The following is an 18,885-nucleotide window of genomic DNA, read 5'->3' as shown; positions in this document are numbered from 1 at the left end:
TCCATCCGCCACTGCACAGGGTGCCTCATGGTTCTCGACAATCGCCGCCTGGCCGAACTGGCCGATCACGACGCCTTCATCCGACGCCACAACGGCCCCGGAGCCGATGATGTTGCCGCCATGCTGGCGACGCTGGAGCTGGACAGCCTCGCCACTCTGATCGAGCGCACCGTGCCGGCGGACATCCGCCTCGACCGCGAGCTCGACCTGGACCCGCCGAAGAGTGAGGCGGAGGCCCTCGACTACCTGAAGCGTCTGGCCAAGCAGAACAAGGTCTTCAAGACCTACATCGGACAGGGCTACCACAACACCCATGTGCCGGCCGTCATCCAGCGCAACGTCCTGGAGAATCCCGGCTGGTACACCGCCTATACCCCTACCAGCCGGAGATCGCCCAGGGTCGCCTGGAGGGTCTGCTCAACTTCCAGCAGATGGTCATGGACCTCACCGGCATGACGCTGGCCAACGCCTCGCTGCTGGATGAAGCCACCGCCGCCGCCGAGGCCATGGCGCTGTGTCAGCGCGCCAACAAGAAGACCAAGAGCCGCGCCTTCTTCGTCGCCGACGACGTCCTGCCCCAGACTCTGGACGTGGTGCGCACCCGCGCCCACTACTTCGGCTTCGAGCTGGTCGTCGGCCCCGCCGGCGATCTCGCCGCCCACGATGTCTTCGGCGCCCTGCTCCAGTACCCCGGCCAGAGCGGCGAGGTCCGCGACCTGGCCCCGCTCCTCGACGCCGCCCGGGAGAAGGGCATCATGACCTGCGTGGCCGCCGACATTATGAGCCTGGTGCTACTCGCCGAGCCCGGCGCCCTGGGGGCGGACATCGTGGTGGGCAACACCCAGCGCTTCGGCGTGCCCATGGGCTACGGCGGCCCCCATGCCGCCTATTTCGCCACCACCGACAAGCTCAAGCGCTCGATCCCGGGACGCATCATCGGCGTCTCCAAGGACAGTCGCGGCAACACCGCCCTGCGCATGGCCATGCAGACCCGCGAGCAGCACATCCGTCGCGAGAAGGCCACCTCCAATATCTGCACCGCCCAGGCCCTGCTGGCCAATATCGCCGGCTTCTACGCCGTCTACCACGGTGCCGAGGGGCTTACGACCATCGCCACGCGCATCCATCGCCTGACCACCCTTCTCGCCGAGGGCCTTAGCCGCAAGGGCGTGTCGCTGGCGCATGACAGCTGGTTCGATACCCTGCGACTCACCGGCGTGGACGCCGGCAAGATCCATGGTCGTGCCATGACCCACGAGATCAACCTGCGCTATTTCGAGAACGGCGACATCGGCATCAGCCTGGACGAGACCACCACCGCCCACGATCTCGACATCCTGTTCGACGTGCTGCTGGGCGAGGAGCACGGGCTGTCGGTGACCGCCCTGGACGAGGCGGTCGTCGCCGAAGGCAAGAGCGGCATCCCCGCTGCCTGCCGGCGCCGCTCCGCGTTTCTTCAGCACCCCACCTTCCAGCGCTACCGCAGCGAAACCGAGATGCTGCGCTATCTCAAGCGCCTGGAGAACAAAGATCTCTCGCTGACTCACGCGATGATCCCGCTGGGGTCCTGCACCATGAAGCTCAACGCCACCAGCGAGATGATCCCCATCACCTGGCCGGAGTTCGCCCAGATCCACCCCTTCGCCCCCCGGGAGCAGGCGGTGGGTTACAAGCAGATGATCGACGAGCTGGCGGCCTTCCTGGTCGAAGTGACGGGCTATGAGCATATCTCCATGCAGCCCAACTCCGGGGCTCAGGGCGAATATGCCGGCCTGGTGGCCATTCGTCGCTATCAGGCCGCCCAGGGCCAGGGGCACCGCGACATCTGCCTGATCCCCAGCTCCGCCCATGGCACCAATCCCGCCTCTGCGGCCATGGCCCACATGAAGGTAGTCGTGGTGGAGTGCGACGAGGACGGCAACATCGACATCGACGATCTGCGCGCCAAGGCCGAACGGCACAGCGACAGCCTCTCGGCGATCATGATCACCTACCCCTCCACCCACGGGGTCTTCGAGACCAATGTGCGGGAGGTCTGCGAGATCGTCCACCGCCACGGGGGACAGGTCTATATCGACGGGGCCAACATGAATGCCCAGGTGGGCCTGGCGCGCCCCGGCGATTTTGGCGGCGATGTCAGCCATCTCAATCTGCACAAGACCTTCTGCATCCCCCACGGCGGGGGCGGCCCGGGCATGGGACCGATCGGCGTCAAGGCCCATCTGGCGCCCTACGTCGCCAACCATGTGGTGACGCCTATCACCGGCGTCAACGCCGACTGCGGCGCGGTCTCGGCGGCGGCTTTCGGCTCCGCCTCGATCCTGCCGATCTCCTGGGCCTACATCAAGATGATGGGCGAGCGTGGCCTGCGCGAGGCCACGGAGCTTGCCATCCTCAACGCTAACTACGTCGCCCGCCGGCTCGAAGCCCACTACCCGGTGCTCTACAAGGGCGACAACGGCACCGTGGCCCACGAGTGCATCATCGACATCCGCCCGCTCAAGGCCGCCTCCGGCATCAGCGAGGAGGATATCGCCAAGCGCTTGATGGACTACGGCTTCCATGCCCCCACCATGTCCTTCCCGGTACCGGGAACGCTGATGGTGGAACCCACCGAGTCGGAGTCACGCTACGAGATCGATCGCTTCTGCGACGCCATGATCAGCATCCGCGAAGAGATCGCCCGGGTAGAGCGCGGCGAGTGGCCGGCGGACGACAACCCGCTGGTCCACGCCCCCCACACCATGGCCGACCTGATCGATCCCGAGTGGGAGCGACCCTATGACCGCGAGCTTGGCGCCTTCCCCGCCGAGGCGGTCAAGGCCGCCAAGGTCTGGCCGGCGGTGAATCGGGTCGACAACGTGCATGGGGACCGGCAGCTCATCTGCTCCTGCCCGAGCATCGACGAGTACCGCGACTGATTCCCCCCGAAGGCACTGCGCCCCGCCAGACGGCGGGGCGCAGCGCATCGCGGAACGCCGCGGCGATCAAAGCGGCGCACCTCCCTCCGCGTGACCGAAACGCTCACGCAGGCGCTGATCGCGAAATCCCTCCAGCAAACGCGCATAGCGGCGCGGCACCCGGGTCCCGGAGCGGGTCACCAGGTGCAGGGTCTCGTGTTCCACGACGGCCAGATCCAGCTCCTTGACCTGACGCTGCCAGGGCGACGTCTCCAGCACCAGCCGTGACACCACGGTGAACCCCAGCCCCCGCGCCACCGCGTCCAGCACCATGGCCACCTCGTTGGTAAAACCCTGCCGCCGGAACTGGCTCATGGAGCGGAACTCTCCAGGATAGTTGCTGCGCAGCAGCGCCCCGGCGTGGTTGACGCCATCGGAGTAGTTGATGAAGCCAATGCCCATCAGTTCGGCCAGGCTGGTACCGGCAAAGTCCGCCGGCACCACCAGACAGAGCGGCTCCTGGTGCCACAGGGTGCAATCCAGTTCCGCATGGCGCACCGGCTCGGTGATGATGCCCAGATCGTGGCGCCCGGCCAGCACATCGGCAACGATCTCCTGGCTGAAGGCGAAGCTGTAGCTGACCGTGAGCCCGGGATACATCTGCTGCTGGCCGAGGATATCGGGGTAGAACATCAGGCCCACGCTGCCCGGCGAGGCAATTCGGCACTCGCCGGAATCCAGGGCTTCGTCATCCAGGGAGTGGCGGAACTGCTCGTGCTCGGCGAACAGCCGCAGCCCGTAATCGTAGGCGCGACGACCGGCCTCAGTCAGGGAGAAGCGTCGCCCGCGGCGATCCAGCAGCGACTTGCCCAGGTACTGCTCCAGCTTGCGCACGTGCTGACTGACCCCGGGCTGTGTCATCTCCAGGCGCTGGGCAGTGCGGGTGAAGCTGCCGGTCTCGACGAGGGTCACGAAGGTACGAAAATAGAGGGCATTGAACATGGGCATCGCTTGCGAGATCGGACAGGACCGGGTGGCGCCATTCTAGCAGCCCCACCCCCTCGACGCAGCGCTGCGCCCTCACCGCCGGCATGTTAGCATCGCAGCAAGACACACGTTTTGCTCCGCTAGCCTCCGACACGGACGTTTCCTCAATGCCCGATACCGCCGTTCTCATGTCGCCACAGACCGTCTCCAGCACCGTCTCGCCGCTACGCAGCCTCGAGGTGCTCTCCCAGCACGAGGTGAATCGCCTGCGCGACACCTCCAAGAGCGGCCTGCACGACATCCTGCGCCGCTGCGCCCTGGCGGTACTGAGCACCGGCAGCATGACCGACGACAGCATCGAGCTGATGGAGGCCTACAAGGACTTCGATATCGAGGTCCTGCAGCAGGACCGCGGGATCCGTCTCAAGCTCAGCAATGCGCCCGCCGAGGCCTTCGTCGACGGCAAGATGATTCGCGGTATCCGCGAGCATCTCTCCTCGGTGCTGCGCGATATCGTCTACGTCTACAACGAGATTCAGACCCACAAGCGCTTCGACCTCTCCACCGGCGAAGGCACCACCAACGCGGTCTTTCACATCCTGCGCAAGGCCGGCACCCTCAAGCCCGGCCGCGATCCCAGCATGGTGGTGTGCTGGGGCGGGCACTCCATCACTCGCGAGGAGTACGAATACACCAAGGACGTGGGCTACCACCTGGGGCTGCGCGAGCTCGACATCTGCACCGGCTGCGGTCCCGGCGCCATGAAGGGGCCCATGAAGGGCGCCAACGTGGCCCACGCCAAGCAGCGGCGCAGCGAGGGCCGCTACCTGGGGGTTTCCGAGCCCGGCATCATCGCCGCCGAGGCCCCCAACCCGCTGGTCAACGAGCTGGTGGTGATGCCCGACATCGAGAAGCGCCTGGAGGCCTTCGTGCGCGTCGGCCACGGCATCATCGTCTTTCCCGGCGGCGTGGGGACCGCCGAGGAGATTCTCTACCTGCTGGGCATCCTGCTCCACCCCGACAACGCCGACATGGAGATGCCGGTGATCTTCACCGGGCCGGCCAACGCCGCCAACTACTTCCGGCGTATCGACGAGTTTCTGGCCTATACCCTGGGCGACAAGGCCCGCGCCAAGTATCGGATCATCATCGACGATCCGGTCGAGGTGGCACGCACCATGCGCAAGGGCATCGATGCGGTCACCGTCTACCGACGCGATCAGCAGGACGCCTTTCACTTCAACTGGCGCCTGACCATCGCCCGGGACTTCCAGGCGCCTTTCGAGCCGACGCACGACAGCATGGCCGGCCTGGCCCTGCATCGCCAGCAGCCCATCCATGAGCTGGCCGCCAACCTGCGGCGGGCCTTCTCGGGCATCGTGGCGGGCAACGTCAAGGAGCAGGGGATTCGCGCCATCGCCGCCCAGGGCCCCTTTACCCTGCACGCCGAGCCCGAGCTGATGACCCGGCTCGACGACCTGCTCGGCTCCTTCGTCGCCCAGGGCCGGATGAAGCTGCCCGGCAAGGCGTACGAGCCCTGCTATCGGCTGGGGTAGCGCGGGGCATTACGAATGGTGGCTGTGTTGGGTGGCTATCGACTCCGTACGCAACACCGCTGGGAGGCTGCGCCTCCTGTCGCGATCTGAAGATGCTACATTAGAATGTATCGTATGTAGGAGCGCCGGTCCCCGTCGCGACTGGCGCCGCCAGGCGCCCTGGCGGCCCCGGTTAGCTGGCAGCGGTCGGACGCCACCAGAGCCACAGGACGTGCAGCAGCAGGCCCAGGGTGGCGCCGTGGGCGATCAGCAGCTGCCAGCTGATCCAGGCCGTGAACAGCGCATGCCATCCGCCCATCAGGATGGCCCCGGCCACCAGGCAGAGACCGAAGCGGCAAAGCAGCGTCGGCAGGCGCCGCCGCTCCGACGGTTCCAGCATGCGCCAGTGGGCCACTGAGACTGCGGCGACCGCTGCCCCGGCCATCAGGATCAGGGTGAGCCGGTTGTCATCCCCCCGGCCAGATAGCGCGGCACGGTGGCCATCATCAGCACCACCAGCCCCAGCATGATACTGAGCCGCTCAGCGGTGGGCTGCACCTTCATCAGGCTACCTTCAACTGCTGGGCATCGATCCAGGCTTCCACCCAGGGCAGCGCCGCGTCATCGGCCATGAAGGTCTCCATCGCATCGACCTCCAACCGCTCGCCCAAACGGCTGGCCCCCAGCCCTTGAAGCATCTCGTCCAGCCGCCGTCCGGCCCCGCAGAAGGTCTCGCCGTAGGAGCTGTCGCCCAGGGCGATGAGACCGTAGCGCAGGCCGGAAAGCGCTGGGCTCTGCTCGTCGAGGGCCCGGGCCAGGGGCACGAAGTTGCCCGGGAAGTCACCGCTGCCGGTGGTAGAGACGCAGAACAGCGCCAGATCCGGCAAGGGATCGACCAGCTCCTCCAGGTTAGGCTGCTCGAGGATCGCCACCTCATAGCCGGCCGATTCGAACAGCGGGCTGACTTGCTCGGCGACATCGAGGGCGCCGCCATACATGGTTCCAACGAAGATTTTCAGCTTTGGCATGTCGTCGTTATACCTGAGTATTTTGATCGGATATTAACATGGCCGGGGCAGGCCCGACAGCATCGCTCTGGGTCGCCCAAGCGCTCCATGCACCTCGCGAAAAGTCCGAGTACAATACTCGGACTTCACCTGATGGAGATGACATGCTGGAAACCTTCGAAGCCTGGATCACCCCGATCATGATCGGCGGGCTGATCCTGTTCATGGGCTTTATCATCTGGGACCTGGCACGCAAGTCCCGCGCCGGAACGTTCGGCACCCTGATGCTGTTCGTGGTGCTCGGCGCCGGCATCCTGGGCTATGTGTTCAAGGTGGTGATCACCTGGCTGATCGAGCGTGGCGGCGGGGTCTAACCCCACCGCCCCGGCACGCGCCCTCCCTTCTACCGGCCCGGCGTGCCAGCCATCGTGCACGATGGCTGGCACGCCCCTCCTGACGCAGCGCCGTTCAGCGCGGCGGCGGGCCGTCGTAGGCCTCGACCTGGCTCTTCAGCTTCTGGCCGGGACGAAAGGTGACCACGCGCCGTGCAGAGATCGGGATCTCCTCGCCGGTCTTCGGATTGCGGCCCGGCCGCTCGCGCTTATCGCGCAGATCGAAGTTGCCGAAACCAGACAGCTTGACCTGCTCGTTCTCGCGCAGGCAGGCCCTGATCTCCTCGAAGAAGGCCTCCACCATCGACTTGGCTTCCCGCTTGGTCAAGCCCAGCTCGGCGTGGAGGTGCTCGGCCAACTCCGCTTTGGTCAACGCGCCCATGTTGTCTCCCTCATGGTGGCGGTCCAGCCCGCCGCCGGCGTTTTCACTTTCCCCGGCTTCAGCCGCGCAGCTCGGCACCCAGGTGCTGACGCGACTCGGCGACGATGGCATCGACCAACTGATTGATTTCCTCGTCATTCAGCGTGCGCGAAGGATGCTGCCAGGTCAAGCCCAGGGCCACGCTCTTGTGACCCTCCGGCACGCCCTTGCCCTGATAGACATCGAACAGCCGAAGCGCCTCGAGCCACTGACCGGCCTGCGCTTGCACGCAGTCCAGTAGCGCCTGGACCGGCTGCTGCTCGCCCACCAGGAAGGCCAGGTCGCGACGCACCTCGGGGAAGCGCGACAGCGGCGTGAAGGCCGGCAGCCGACCGCGCAGCAGCGCATCCTGGCGTACCTCGAACAGCAGGGCATCGCTCTTGAGCCCGAGGGTCTCCCGCACCCCGGGATGCAGGGCGCCGATCCAGCCCACCTGCTCGCCGCGATAGAGCACCCGCGCGCTCTGTCCGGGATGCAGGGCAGGATGCTCCCGGGCTCGAAGCGCCAGGCGTCGGGCTCACCGCCCATGGCGATCAGGCTCTCCAGATCGCCCTTGAGGTCGAAGAAGTCCACTCGCGACTTGTCGCCGCTCCAGCCCTCGGGCTCGCGGCTGCCGCACACCAGGGCGCCGACCATGGGAATCTGCTGCAGATCGTCCAGGTCGCCGCGGAAGATCAGCCCGGTCTCGAACAGCCGCACCCGGGTCTGCTGACGGTTGAGGTTGTGCTCCAGCGCCCGCACCAGGCCCGGGAAGAGGCTCGCCCGCATCACCGACAGATCGCTGGAGATCGGGTTGGCCAGCCGCGGCGAGACGGCGTCGGGCAGCAGCGCCTGCTGCAGCTCCGGGGCCACGAAGCTGTAGGTCACCGCTTCCTGGTAGCCCGGGCCACCAGCTGGCGACGCAGCTGGGAGAGCGGCGTGCGCGCCTCGTGATCCGGGCGAAGCGCCAGGCGGGCCGCGGGACGGCGCACCGGCAGGCGGTTGTAGCCGTGGATACGCGCCACCTCCTCGATGAGGTCCTCTTCGATGGCGATGTCGAAGCGCCAGCTAGGCACCTCCGCCTGCCAGCCCTGCGCCTCAACGCTGACCCGCATGCCCAGCCGCTGCAGGATATCGGTCACCTCATCGGCGGGCAGCGCCTTACTCAACGCCTGCTCGAGCCGCGCCGCGCGCAGGGTCACCCGCCGGGGCGCGGGCAGGTTGGCCTGGCTCGCCGCTTCGACCAGCGGCCCCGGCTCGCCGCCGGTGATCGCCAGCAGCAGCGCGGTGGCCCGCTCCACGGCCTCGCGGGTCAGCTGGGGGTCGACGCCGCGCTCGAAGCGGTGGGAGGCATCGGTATGCAGGCCGTAGGTGCGCGCCTGACCAGCCACCGCCAGCTGCGTGAAGAACGCCGATTCCAGGAAGATATCCCGGGTCTCGGCACTGACGCCGGAGTGCTCGCCACCCATCACCCCGGCGATGGCCAGGGGGCCACGCTCATCGGCGATCACCAGGGTATCGTCGCGCAGCTCGATCTCCTGGCCGTCGAGCAACACCAGCCGCTCCCCCTGCGGGCCAGGCGCACCACTACCGCCCCGTGCAGATTGGCGCGGTCGAAGGCGTGCAGCGGCTGCCCCAGCTCGAGCATCACATAGTTGGTGACATCGACCACCGGGTCGATGGCGCGGATGCCGCTGCGACGCAGCCGCTCCACCATCCACAGCGGCGTGGCGGCGCTGACGTCGACACCCTTGATCAAGCGGCCGATATAGCGCGGACAGCGCTCGCTATCCTCGACGCGCACCGGGAAGGTCTCGTCGTGGGCGGCGGCCACCGGGGCGATCTCGGGGCCCTGGACCGTCAGCCGGTTGAGCACCCCGACCTCGCGGGCCAGCCCCTTCAGGCTCAGGCAGTCGCCGCGATTGGGGGTCAGGTCCACCTCGATGGTGTGGTCGTCGAGCCCCATCCAGGCACGGAAATCCTCGCCCACGGGAGCGGCAATCGGCAGCTCGAGAATACCGTGGGAGGTCTCCTCCTCCAGGCCCAGCTCCGAAGCCGAGCAGATCATGCCGTGGGACGCCTGACCGCGCAGCTTGGCCTTCTTGATGGCGAAGTCACCGGGCAGCACGGCGCCGACCCGGGCGAAGGGCACCCTCTGCCCCACCGCCACGTTGGGCGCGCCACACACCACCTGGACGGGCTCGCCGGAGCCATCATCGACCCGGCAGACATTGAGCTTGTCGGCATCGGGGTGCTGGGTCTTCTCCAGCACCTCGGCCACCACGACGCCCTCGAAGGCGGCAGCCACCGGCTCCACGGCATCCACTTCCAGCCCCGCCATGGTGATCTGGTCGGCCAGCGCCTGGGCACCCAGCTGCGGCGAGACCCAGTCACGCAGCCACTGTTCGGAAAATTTCATGACAAATCCTGTTTTCTGCCGAAGTTGATGTCGGGCCGCGTGGTCAGGCGAACTGGCGCAGGAAGCGCAGATCGTTGTCGAAGAACAGCCGCAGGTCGTTGACCCCGTAGCGCAGCATGGCCAGGCGTTCGGCCCCCATGCCGAAGGCGAAGCCGGTGTAGCGCTCGGCATCGATGCCCGAGTGGCGGAACACCTCGGGATGCACCATGCCGCAGCCCATCACCTCCAGCCAGCCGCTGTGGGAGCAGACCCGACAGCCCTCGCCGCCGCACATCACGCACTGGATATCCACCTCGGCGGAGGGCTCGGTGAAGGGGAAATAGGAGGGACGGAAGCGCACCGAGAGATCATCGCGCTCGAAGAAGGCGTGGAGGAAATCCTCGATGGTGCCCTTGAGGTCGGCGAAGCTGACGTCCTCGTCCACCAGCAGGCCCTCGACCTGATGGAACATCGGCGTATGGGTCAGATCCGAGTCGCTGCGATAGACGCGACCGGGGCAGACGATGCGAATCGGCGGCGCCTGCTCCTTCATGGTCCGCACCTGGACCGGCGAGGTGTGGGTGCGCAGCAGCCGGGTGGCATCGAAGTAGAAGGTGTCGGCCATGCCCCGCGCCGGATGGTGGGCGGGAATATTGAGCGCCTCGAAGTTGTGGTAGTCGTCCTCGATCTCCGGCCCTACCGCTACCTCGTAGCCGATGCGGGTGAAGAGCCCTTCGATGCGTTCCAATGTGCGGGTCACCGGATGCAGCCCGCCGCTGGGCTGGCCGCGGCCGGGCAGGGTCACGTCGAGACGCTCGGCGGCGAGCCGGGCCTCCAGCGCCGCCCGGGAGAGGGACTGACGCCGCGCCTCCAGCTCCTCGGCCAGCGCCTGTTTAGCCTGGTTGATGCGCTCGCCCGCCGCGGGGCGCTCCTTGGCCGGCAGCTTGCCAAGCCCCTTCAGCAGGGCGGTGATCTCGCCCTTCTTGCCGAGATAGCGGACCCGCAGCTCATCGAGGGCCGGCATGCTGTCGGCGGCCTGGATGGCGTGTCGGGCCTCGGCAACCAGTGTGGGAAGGTGGTCCATCCGTTGCGCTCCGAAAATAAGTCAGCCTGGGACAAAAAAACGATTCATCGCAGACTTGCGTGAACTTGCCCTGTGGGAGGGAGCTTTAGCTCGCGAAGTAGCGCGCAGCGCTACCCAAAGGGCGCCTGCGGCGCCTTCGCCCGGCAGAGCCGGCCTCCCACCATAAAACCTGCCAAACATGTTCAAGCTAAAGTACGAAGAACCAAAAAAAACAGGGGAAGAGCGGCTGCTCTTCCCCTGCGACAGGATGGCGACTGAGTGGACCGGCCAACCGCGCCGGCCCGTCACCATCGGCCGATGTCACTTACTGGGCAGCCTTGGCCTTCTCGACGATGGCGGCAAAAGCGGCCTTCTCGTTCACGGCCAGATCGGCCAGCACCTTGCGATCGATCTCGATCCCAGCCTTCTTCAGGCCGCCGACGAAGCGGCTGTAGGACAGGCCGTGCTGACGGGCACCGGCGTTGATCCGCTGGATCCACAGGGCGCGGAACTGGCGCTTGCGCTGACGGCGGTCGCGATAGGCATACTGGCCGGCCTTGATGACGGCCTGCTTGGCGACGCGGAAGACGCGCGAACGGGCACCGTAGTAGCCCTTGGCCTGCTTCAGAATCTTCTTGTGACGACGACGAGCGACGACACCACGCTTGACACGAGTCATGGCATTCTCCTGACGTTAAAGTTGGTCGACCAGCGGCTTAGAGGTTGGGCAGCATGCGCTGCACCAGGGCCTTGTCGGCGTCGTGGATCTGCTTCATCCCGCGCAGCTGACGCTTCCGCTTGGTGGACTTCTTGGTCAGGATGTGGCTACGAAAGGACTGCTTGTGCTTGAAGCCGTTACCTGTCTTCTTGAAGCGCTTGGCAGCGCCGCTGTTGGTCTTGATTTTCGGCATGAGGAAAACTCCGCTCGAGGTTTTTCAGAAAATCCGGGGCCGATGGCCGACGCTTGCGCCGGCCACCCGTTGGACAGGCCTTCGGATCACTTCTTCTTGGGGGCGATGATCATGATCATCTGGCGCCCTTCCATCTTGGGGAAGGACTCCACGGTCCCGATCTCCTCGAGATCCGCGGCGATCCGCTCCATCAGCTTGCGGCCGATGTCCTGGTGCGCCATTTCACGGCCGCGAAACCGCAGCGTGACCTTGCCCTTGTCGCCACCTTCGAGGAAACGCGTCAGGTTTTTCAGCTTGACCTGATAGTCGCCCTCGTCGGTGCCAGGCCGGAACTTGACTTCCTTAACCTGAATTTGCTTCGTCTTCTTCTTCTGAGCCGCTTTCTGCTTCTTCTGCTCGAAGACGAATTTGCCGTAATCCATGATCTTGCAAACGATCGGATCGGCATTGGAAATCTGCACGAGATCCATTCCGGCCGCTTCGGCGCGCTCCAGTGCTTCACTGGTGGGCACGATGCCCAGCTGCTCGCCGTCGCTGTCGATCAGGCGAACCTGATCCTCGGTAATGCGCTCGTTCATCGGGGGGCGCTTATCCTGGACGCGCCCTCTTGGGTTGCTTCGCTTGATGGTTCCGTCTCCACTTTAGCCTTGGAAGATGTCGCTACTGCCGCTCGGCCTGAATCCGGTCGACGAAGGCATCCACGGTCATGGTACCCAGATCGTCGCCGGTACGGGTCCGCACTGCCACCGAATCGGCTTCGACTTCCTTATCTCCCACCACCAGGAGATAGGGACCTTCTGCAACGTATGCTCGCGGATTTTAAAGCCGATCTTCTCGTTCCTCAAGTCCGCCTTGACGCGAAGGCCAACTTTCTGCAAACGCTGCTCCAGTTTCAGGGCAAAGTCGCGCTGCGCATCGGTGATGGTCAGCACCACCGCCTGCTCGGGGGCCAGCCACAGCGGCATGGCGCCGGCATAGTGCTCGATGAGGATGCCGAGGAAGCGCTCGAAGGAGCCGAGGATCGCCCGGTGCAGCATCACCGGGGTCTTGCGCGCCCCGTCCTCGTCCACGTACTGCGCCCCTAGACGACCAGGCAGGTTGAAATCGAGCTGCAGCGTACCGCACTGCCAGACCCGGTTGAGGCAGTCGCGCAGGGAGAACTCGATCTCGGGCCCGTAGAAGGCGCCCTCGCCCGGCTGCAGCTCCCAGTCGAGATCGATGGCATTGAGCGCCGCCTCGAGCCCCGCCTCGGCGCGATCCCAGAGCGCCGGCTCGCCCAGGAAGTCGTCCGGCCGGGTCGAGAGCTTGAGCTCCACGTCCTCGAAGCCCATCTCCCGGTAGACCTGCAGGGTCAGCCGAATGAAGGCCTCCGCCTCGGCCTGGATCTGCCCCTCGGTGCAGAAGATATGCGCATCGTCCTGGGTAAAGCTGCGCACCCGCATCAGCCCGTGCAGGGCCCCGGAGGGCTCGTTGCGATGACAGCTGCCGAACTCGGCCAGGCGCAGCGGCAGGTCACGGTAGCTCTTCAAGCCCTGGTTGAACACCTGCACGTGACAGGGGCAGTTCATGGGCTTGATGGCATACTCGCGCTTCTCGGACTCCGTAATGAACATCAGCTCGCTGTAGTGGCCCCAGTGGCCGGACTTCTTCCACAGCGACAGGTCCACCACCTGGGGGTCTTGATCTCCTGGTAGCCGTGCTCGATCTGCACGCGGCGCATGTACTGCTCCAGCGCCTGGTACATGGTCCAGCCGTTGGGGTGCCAGAACACCATGCCCGGCGCCTCCTCCTGCAGATGGAAGAGGTTCATGCGCTTGGCCAGTTTGCGATGATCGCGCTTCTCCGCCTCCTCGAGCCGCTTGAGATAGCCCTTGAGCTGCTTCTTGTCGCCCAGGCGGTACCGTAGATGCGGGTCAGCATCGGCTTGGAGGCGTCGCCCCGCCAGTAGGCGCCGGCCAGCTTGGTGAGCTTGAAGGCCTTGAGGTGCCGGGTATTGGGCACGTGGGGGCCCCGGCACATATCGGTATACTCATCGTGATGGTAGAGGCGGATGGTCTCGCCCTCGGGGATCTCGCGGACGATCTCCTCCTTGTAGGGCTCGTTGCGGTGCAGGAAGGTCAGCATCGCCTTGTCCCGGTCGACGTACTCACGCACCACGTCGTACTCGGTGTCGATGAGCGCCTTCATGCGCTTCTCGATCGCCTCCAGATCCTCCGGGGTGATCGACTCGCCGAAATCGATATCGTAGTAGAAGCCATCGTCGATCACCGGCCCGATGGCCATCTTGGCCTCGGGGTAGAGCTGTTTCACCGCATGACCGATCAGGTGGGCACAGGAGTGGCGGATGACCTCCAGGCCTTCCGGGTCGCGGGCGGTGATGATGGCGACGTCGGCGTCATGGTCGATGACGTCCGCGGCGTCCACCAGCTCGCCGTCGATGCGGCCGGCCACACAGGCCTTGGCAAGACCGGGCCCGATGGATTCGGCCAGCTGCATCACGGAAAGGGGTTCGTCGAAGGATCTCTGACTGCCGTCCGGCAGGGTCACGATGGGCATTGAAGTGTCCTTTGCACAGTGGTGATCCATACCAAGGATCACATGGCGCGATTGATGGCGTGAATCAGGTACAGAACTGGCGCGTGAAGGCGAGGCCCGCCCACTACTCTGGACGATACGGGTGCGGCAACGCCGCCCCGCCGCGCGTCACGGCAGCCGCCTAGCAGCCTGTCGGATTTGACCGATCGTCGCGAGAAAGCCGGATTTCGAGACAAGTTTATCGAGCTGATGAGGCGAATAGCGCGCTATTTAACGAATCAGAACGATGAAATTGGCCGAAAGCCCGGCTTTTGTAGCAGATCAGCGTTAAGTCCGACAGGCTGCTAGCCTAACAAAGCCGCGCCACTCCCGCCACGTTCGCACACGCAGCAGGGGCACCCGAAGGTGCCCCTGAGGTGCTCGGTCCGCTCGGCGGACCCTGGAACGCGATACGCGGATCAGTCCCAGTTGAGGATTTCCACGCGACGGTTCTGCGCGCGACCCTCGTCGGTCTCGTTGGTGGCGACCGGACGCGCTTCGCCGTAGCCCCGGGTCATCATGCGCGACTCGTCGATCCCCTGGGAGACCAGGTACGCCCTGACGGAGTCGGCACGACGCTGGGAAAGGCCTTCGTTGTACTGCGGCGAGCCGATGGAGTCGGTGTGGCCCTCGATGCGCACGCGCACCTCGGGATTCTCGCGCAGCGTGTCGGCGACGCCGTCCAGTACCGGGCGCGCCTCGGGCCGCAGCTTGGCGGAGTCGAAGGCAAAGGTCACCGCGCTATCGAGCACCACCGGTTCGAAGGCGGGCGGGGGCGGCGGCTCCGGCATCGGCTCGGGCTCCGGCTCGGCCACCGGCTCAGGGGTGCGGTCGGCACACAGCATGGCGCCGATACCCGCGCCCACGGTACCACCGCGCGCGGCGTTGCGCTCTTCATCGGAGCTGCCGCTGGTGGCATAGCCGATGCTGCCACCGATCAGGCCGCCAGCGATACCGCAGACTACCGGCTGCTGGTACCAGGGACGGTCGGAGGAGGGTTCGGTCGTCGGGGTCGCACAGCCGGACAGGCCAATAGCCAGTGCAGAACCCAACAGCAAGCCAGTCGTAGATCTTTTCATACAAGACTCCTTCTTGATTCGTTCTCGAGCAATCCGCTGACGAGGACCCCGAAAGTTCCGGGCATTCTTCGGCCCGGCGAGTGAAGTGTAGGCGTTATTCGCCGCCGCTCAAAGCATTACCGGACAACAGTCAGTCCACGGAACGCCACTCGGAGACGGGCCCGAGAGGATGCCGGAAGGCAAAAAACGATACAACCTCAACAAGGAGTACAAGTCCAGAAAGATCCGCGCGTGGGGAAGGTGCCGCTCCCCCGAGCCAGGGAAGGCTAGTGCAGGCTATCGGGCCAGCCGCGCCGAAACTCCAGCACGGCACGGGCGGCATCGAGCACCGGCTGGCGCAGCTCCGCCTCTACCTCGAGCCGCTCGCGATCCTCGCGCATTCGCTCACGCGGGGTCAGCGCCTTGCGCGCCGAGTGGGTGTGAAGATGCCGAGTGCGGGCATGAACGTCGCCGAATGGCTGGAAATCGGGGCGCTCGCTCAGGCGCGGATCGAGTATTTCCAGCAGCACCTTGATCCGCCACGATCCCTCGGTAATATCAACCTGCTCCTGAAGCAGAGCGGCGGCCACCATTTCGAGATTTTCCAGGCAGTTCTCATGGGCTCGGCGCAGCTCGTCCTGCCGCCAGGCGTCGCGGCGCCGAACTTCCTGCCACAGGGTATAGGCATAGGCACCCAGGCCGGCAATGATGGCCAGGCCCAGCGCCAGCAGGATCAGGGCGGTCGTCGTCGTCATGGGCACGTCCAGACTGTCAGAGGATGGGGAAGGGATTGTACCGCAAGCGGCCCCGCCGCATCGACGCTCAGCGCCTACCGGCGTCGGGGGTCGCCATAAGCGAGCGGTCGGCAACCGCCACGAAGGCGCCATTGAATAGGCTGTTCGCCGCGTTGTAGCGCAAGGGGCGTCCCGTGGAGAGGGAGATCACCGCCCCGCCGGCCCCCTCCAGCACCCCCTGCCCGGCTGCAGTGTCCCATTCGCAGGTGGGACCAAAGCGCGGGTAGAAGTCGGCCTGCCCCTCGGCAATACGGCAGAACTTCACCGAACTGCCACAGCGCCTCAGGCTCGCCTCAGGGTAGCCGGCCAGCCACTCTCGGGTCGCCTCGTCCAGGTGGGACCGACTCGCGAGGATTCTCGTCGGCCGCTCGGGGCGCACCACTATGGGCGTGCGAGTGCCACCGACCCAGTGCCAGGCGCCGAGCCCTGCAGCGCCCGCCCAGCTCTCCCCCAGCGCCGGCGCATGCACCAGCCCCAGGCGCACCGCGCCTTCCTCCACCAGCGCCACGTTGACCGTGTAGTCGTCATAGCCGTCGACGAACTCGCGGGTGCCGTCCAGGGGGTCCACCAGCCAGTAGCAGCGCCATCGGCGCCGCTCGCTCCAGGCAATCGCGGCCTGCTCTTCCGAGAGCAGCGGAACGTCGAGCAGCGCCGGGAGCCCATCGGCCAGGCAGCGGTGGGCGGCGAGGTCGGCCTCGGTCACCGGGCTGCCGTCGGCCTTGCGGTGCGTATGCCACCCCTCCCGCCGCACCGCCAGGATGGCATCGCCGGCGCGCTCGCATAGGGTGCGCAGCGTCTCGCAATCCGGCAGCACGGTCGCGCTCGAAGGAGCGCTCACAGCGCCCAGGCACCGGCGTAGTGATCGAGCAGCAGCACGCCGAACACCCCGAGGATATAGCGGATCGAGAACCAGAAGGCGGCGAGTGGCGCCCGCGGGTCGCGCCCGCGCCACACCTTCCAGTTCCAGAACATGAAGCGCGCATTGAGGGCCATGACCCCCACCAGGTAGACCACGCCGCTCATGCCGATGACGAAGGGCATCAGGGTCACCGCCACGGTCAGCCAGCCGTAGAGCCACACCTGCAGGCGAGTGAAGGCCTCGCCGTGAGTCACCGGCAGCATCGGCACCCCCGCCCGGGCGTACTCGTCGCGCTTGTGAATGGCCAGTGCCCAGAAGTGCGGCGGCGTCCAGGCGAAGACGATCAGCATCAGCAGCAGCGGCTCGGGGCCGAGCTGACCGGTGACCGCCGTCCAGCCAAGCAGCGGCGGTGCGGCCCCCGCCACGCCGCCGATCACGATGTTCTGCGGCGTGGCACGCTTGAGAAAGGCGGTATAGATCAGCGCATAGCCGATCAGCGACCCAGGGTCAGCCAGGCCGTCAGCGCATTAACCTGCCACAGCAGCAGGGAGATGCCGGCGATCGACAGCAGCGTCGCCCAGCCCAGCGCCAGCGCGGTGGGCATGCGCTGGCTGGCCAGCGGACGACGGGCCGTGCGCAGCATCAGCGCATCGAGGCGGCGGTCCACCACATGGTTGAAGGCGGCAGCGCCCCCGCCGCCAGGCCGATACCGACCAGGCCGAAGAGCACCGTGCTCGGCGACGGCAGTAGCGGCGTGGCCAGCGCCATGCCCACCAGGGCGCAGACCAGCATCACGACCACGACCCGAGGCTTGCACAGCGTCAGCAGGTCCTGCCAGGACCAGTCGGCCATCATCTGATCCCCCAGCAGCATCAGTGCGCGTTTCGGCTGATCCCGTTTCCATACCGCATTAGCCATGCGCCCACTCCTTATCCGCTTCTGTTGTACCGGTTTCCACACCAATGCCGGACTCTCGCCACTGCCACACGGCAAGCGCCAGCAGCAGCACCAGGGCCACGGCACCGGCGGTATGCAGCAGCGCCAGCCACAGCGGCAGCCACAGCAGCACATTGCCGACGCCGAGCCCGAACTGCAGGCCATAGACGGCCATCAGGCCACCCAGCCAGGGCCGCAGCCGCGCCTCGCGCCGATAGCGCACCGCCAGCGCCAGCAGCGCCAGGCCGAGCGCCACCGCGCCCAGGCGGTGCCCCTGATGAATGGCGACGCGGGCATCATGGTGAAGCTGGCCGTGCAGATAGTTGGGCCCCACGGTCTGGGTCAGATGGAAGCCCTCGCTCCAGTCCATGGCCGGCCACCACTGGCCGTTGCAGGTGGGAAAGCCCTGACAGGCGATCCCCGCATAGTTGCTCGACACCCAGCCGCCCAGCGCCAGCTGGAGGAGGAGCAGCAGCATGGCGAGCCCCCACAGCGGGGTCAGGCGACGCCGCGGCGCACGGCCGTCGTCACCGGCGGCGAACCGGCGCAGCCGAAGGTGCAGCCACAGGAATAGCAGCAGCACGGCAAGCCCGCCCAGCAGGTGCAGGGTCACCACCTGGGGCCACAGCTTCAGGGTCACCGTGAAGGCCCCGAAGGCGCCCTGCAGCAGGATCACGACAAGCAGCGCCATGCTCACCCCCCAGGGGTAGCCGGGCCGGTGCCGCAGCCTCGCCCCCAGGGCCAGCAGGGCGATGACCAGCAGCCCCAGGGCCGAGGCCACGTAGCGGTGGATCATCTCGACCCACGCCTTGAAGACCTCCAGGGGCGCGTCGGGGCTGTGCGCCATGGCCCGCTCGGCGTCTGGCACCACCAGCCGGCCGTAGCAGCCGGGCCAGTCGGGACAGCCAAGGCCGGCATCCACCAGCCGGGTCCAGACCCCCACCAGGATGACCACGCTGGTAAAGACCACTCCGATCAAGCTCAGGGTGAGCAGCAGCCGCAGGCGCGCCGCGAACGCCTCTCCCATCGATTCACGGCCCCCTGCCGTCGACGCTATCCGCATTGTCTTTT

The 18,885-nt window shown here is 66.3% G+C and carries 14 protein-coding genes and 4 pseudogenes; 3 read left to right on the top strand and 15 right to left on the bottom strand.

Features of this window, described 5'->3' with window-relative positions:
* Positions 1-27: 27 nt before the first annotated feature.
* Positions 28-2,921: pseudogene (gcvP, locus tag ACSJDS_RS11660) on the top strand (aminomethyl-transferring glycine dehydrogenase).
* Between the two features lie 66 nt (positions 2,922-2,987).
* Here the strand turns inward: gcvP and ACSJDS_RS11655 are convergent.
* Entirely contained in the window at positions 2,988-3,902 is a 915-nt protein-coding gene (locus ACSJDS_RS11655; protein ID WP_473033421.1) for a LysR family transcriptional regulator, read from the bottom strand.
* A gap of 152 nt (positions 3,903-4,054) precedes the next feature.
* On the opposite strand from ACSJDS_RS11655, the gene ppnN reads away from it, so the two are divergent.
* Positions 4,055-5,443 (top strand): nucleotide 5'-monophosphate nucleosidase PpnN, encoded by a 1,389-nt coding sequence (gene ppnN, locus ACSJDS_RS11650; protein WP_473033420.1) that lies wholly within the window; start codon positions 4,055-4,057, stop codon positions 5,441-5,443.
* 172 nt (positions 5,444-5,615) lie between these two features.
* On the opposite strand, the gene ACSJDS_RS11645 is transcribed toward ppnN, so the two are convergent.
* A complete protein-coding gene (locus tag ACSJDS_RS11645; protein WP_473033419.1) occupies positions 5,616-5,822 on the bottom strand; it encodes a hypothetical protein in 207 nt (68 codons plus the stop codon).
* Between the two features lie 163 nt (positions 5,823-5,985).
* Positions 5,986-6,450, bottom strand: a complete 465-nt coding sequence (locus ACSJDS_RS11640) for a flavodoxin domain-containing protein (protein ID WP_473033418.1) — start codon at positions 6,448-6,450, stop codon at positions 5,986-5,988.
* A gap of 143 nt (positions 6,451-6,593) precedes the next feature.
* On the opposite strand from ACSJDS_RS11640, the gene ACSJDS_RS11635 reads away from it, so the two are divergent.
* A complete protein-coding gene (locus ACSJDS_RS11635) occupies positions 6,594-6,803 on the top strand; it encodes a DUF2788 domain-containing protein (RefSeq protein ID WP_473033417.1) in 210 nt (69 codons plus the stop codon).
* A gap of 94 nt (positions 6,804-6,897) precedes the next feature.
* On the opposite strand, the gene ihfA is transcribed toward ACSJDS_RS11635, so the two are convergent.
* The 12 genes and pseudogenes from ihfA to ACSJDS_RS11575 all read right to left on the bottom strand — a co-directional run bounded on the left by ihfA (position 6,898) and on the right by ACSJDS_RS11575 (position 18,841).
* Positions 6,898-7,203 (bottom strand): integration host factor subunit alpha, encoded by a 306-nt coding sequence (gene ihfA / locus ACSJDS_RS11630; protein WP_473033416.1) that lies wholly within the window; start codon positions 7,201-7,203, stop codon positions 6,898-6,900.
* A 58-nt stretch (positions 7,204-7,261) separates the two neighbouring features.
* Positions 7,262-9,640, bottom strand: a pseudogene (gene pheT, locus ACSJDS_RS11625) (phenylalanine--tRNA ligase subunit beta).
* Positions 9,641-9,683: 43 nt separating this feature from the next.
* Positions 9,684-10,703 carry a phenylalanine--tRNA ligase subunit alpha gene (pheS, locus tag ACSJDS_RS11620; RefSeq protein ID WP_473033415.1) on the bottom strand — a complete coding sequence of 340 codons (1,020 nt, stop codon included), beginning with the start codon at positions 10,701-10,703 and terminating at the stop codon, positions 9,684-9,686.
* A 304-nt stretch (positions 10,704-11,007) separates the two neighbouring features.
* Positions 11,008-11,361, bottom strand: a complete 354-nt coding sequence (rplT, locus tag ACSJDS_RS11615; RefSeq protein ID WP_013332273.1) for a 50S ribosomal protein L20 — start codon at positions 11,359-11,361, stop codon at positions 11,008-11,010.
* 37 nt (positions 11,362-11,398) lie between these two features.
* On the bottom strand, positions 11,399-11,593 hold the full coding sequence (gene rpmI / locus ACSJDS_RS11610; protein WP_473033414.1) for a 50S ribosomal protein L35: 195 nt from the start codon (positions 11,591-11,593) through the stop codon (positions 11,399-11,401).
* A gap of 86 nt (positions 11,594-11,679) precedes the next feature.
* Positions 11,680-12,219, bottom strand: a complete 540-nt coding sequence (infC, locus tag ACSJDS_RS11605) for a translation initiation factor IF-3 (protein WP_309674564.1) — start codon at positions 12,217-12,219, stop codon at positions 11,680-11,682.
* A gap of 34 nt (positions 12,220-12,253) precedes the next feature.
* A pseudogene (gene thrS, locus ACSJDS_RS11600) lies at positions 12,254-14,149 on the bottom strand (threonine--tRNA ligase).
* A gap of 437 nt (positions 14,150-14,586) precedes the next feature.
* The gene (locus ACSJDS_RS11595; RefSeq protein WP_473033413.1) at positions 14,587-15,246 is read right to left on the bottom strand and encodes an OmpA family protein; all 660 of its coding nucleotides are present in this window, start codon (positions 15,244-15,246) and stop codon (positions 14,587-14,589) included.
* A gap of 266 nt (positions 15,247-15,512) precedes the next feature.
* Positions 15,513-15,980 (bottom strand): DUF2489 domain-containing protein, encoded by a 468-nt coding sequence (locus tag ACSJDS_RS11590; RefSeq protein ID WP_473033411.1) that lies wholly within the window; start codon positions 15,978-15,980, stop codon positions 15,513-15,515.
* 67 nt (positions 15,981-16,047) lie between these two features.
* The gene (gene cysQ, locus ACSJDS_RS11585) at positions 16,048-16,833 is read right to left on the bottom strand and encodes a 3'(2'),5'-bisphosphate nucleotidase CysQ (protein WP_473033410.1); all 786 of its coding nucleotides are present in this window, start codon (positions 16,831-16,833) and stop codon (positions 16,048-16,050) included.
* Positions 16,834-16,853: 20 nt separating this feature from the next.
* Positions 16,854-17,751: pseudogene (gene cyoE, locus ACSJDS_RS11580) on the bottom strand (heme o synthase).
* A 37-nt stretch (positions 17,752-17,788) separates the two neighbouring features.
* Positions 17,789-18,841, bottom strand: coding sequence for a COX15/CtaA family protein (locus ACSJDS_RS11575; RefSeq protein WP_473033409.1), 1,053 nt, complete (start codon positions 18,839-18,841; stop codon positions 17,789-17,791).
* Between the last annotated feature and the right edge of the window lie 44 nt (positions 18,842-18,885).

It is taken from the genome of Halomonas sp. SL18_1 (assembly GCF_055755715.1).
Note: the sequence above shows the minus strand (reverse complement) of the source record. Positions and strands in the feature narration are given on the sequence as shown.

Coding starts and splice junctions, on each gene's coding strand:
- ACSJDS_RS11655 (WP_473033421.1), bottom strand. CDS start 3,902: ATGTTCAATGCCCTCTATTTTCGTACCTTCGTGACCCTCGTCGAGACC.
- ppnN (WP_473033420.1), top strand. CDS start 4,055: ATGCCCGATACCGCCGTTCTCATGTCGCCACAGACCGTCTCCAGCACC.
- ACSJDS_RS11645 (WP_473033419.1), bottom strand. CDS start 5,822: ATGCTGGAACCGTCGGAGCGGCGGCGCCTGCCGACGCTGCTTTGCCGC.
- ACSJDS_RS11640 (WP_473033418.1), bottom strand. CDS start 6,450: ATGCCAAAGCTGAAAATCTTCGTTGGAACCATGTATGGCGGCGCCCTC.
- ACSJDS_RS11635 (WP_473033417.1), top strand. CDS start 6,594: ATGCTGGAAACCTTCGAAGCCTGGATCACCCCGATCATGATCGGCGGG.
- ihfA (WP_473033416.1), bottom strand. CDS start 7,203: ATGGGCGCGTTGACCAAAGCGGAGTTGGCCGAGCACCTCCACGCCGAG.
- pheS (WP_473033415.1), bottom strand. CDS start 10,703: ATGGACCACCTTCCCACACTGGTTGCCGAGGCCCGACACGCCATCCAG.
- rplT (WP_013332273.1), bottom strand. CDS start 11,361: ATGACTCGTGTCAAGCGTGGTGTCGTCGCTCGTCGTCGTCACAAGAAG.
- rpmI (WP_473033414.1), bottom strand. CDS start 11,593: ATGCCGAAAATCAAGACCAACAGCGGCGCTGCCAAGCGCTTCAAGAAG.
- ACSJDS_RS11595 (WP_473033413.1), bottom strand. CDS start 15,246: ATGAAAAGATCTACGACTGGCTTGCTGTTGGGTTCTGCACTGGCTATT.
- ACSJDS_RS11590 (WP_473033411.1), bottom strand. CDS start 15,980: ATGACGACGACGACCGCCCTGATCCTGCTGGCGCTGGGCCTGGCCATC.
- ACSJDS_RS11575 (WP_473033409.1), bottom strand. CDS start 18,841: ATGGGAGAGGCGTTCGCGGCGCGCCTGCGGCTGCTGCTCACCCTGAGC.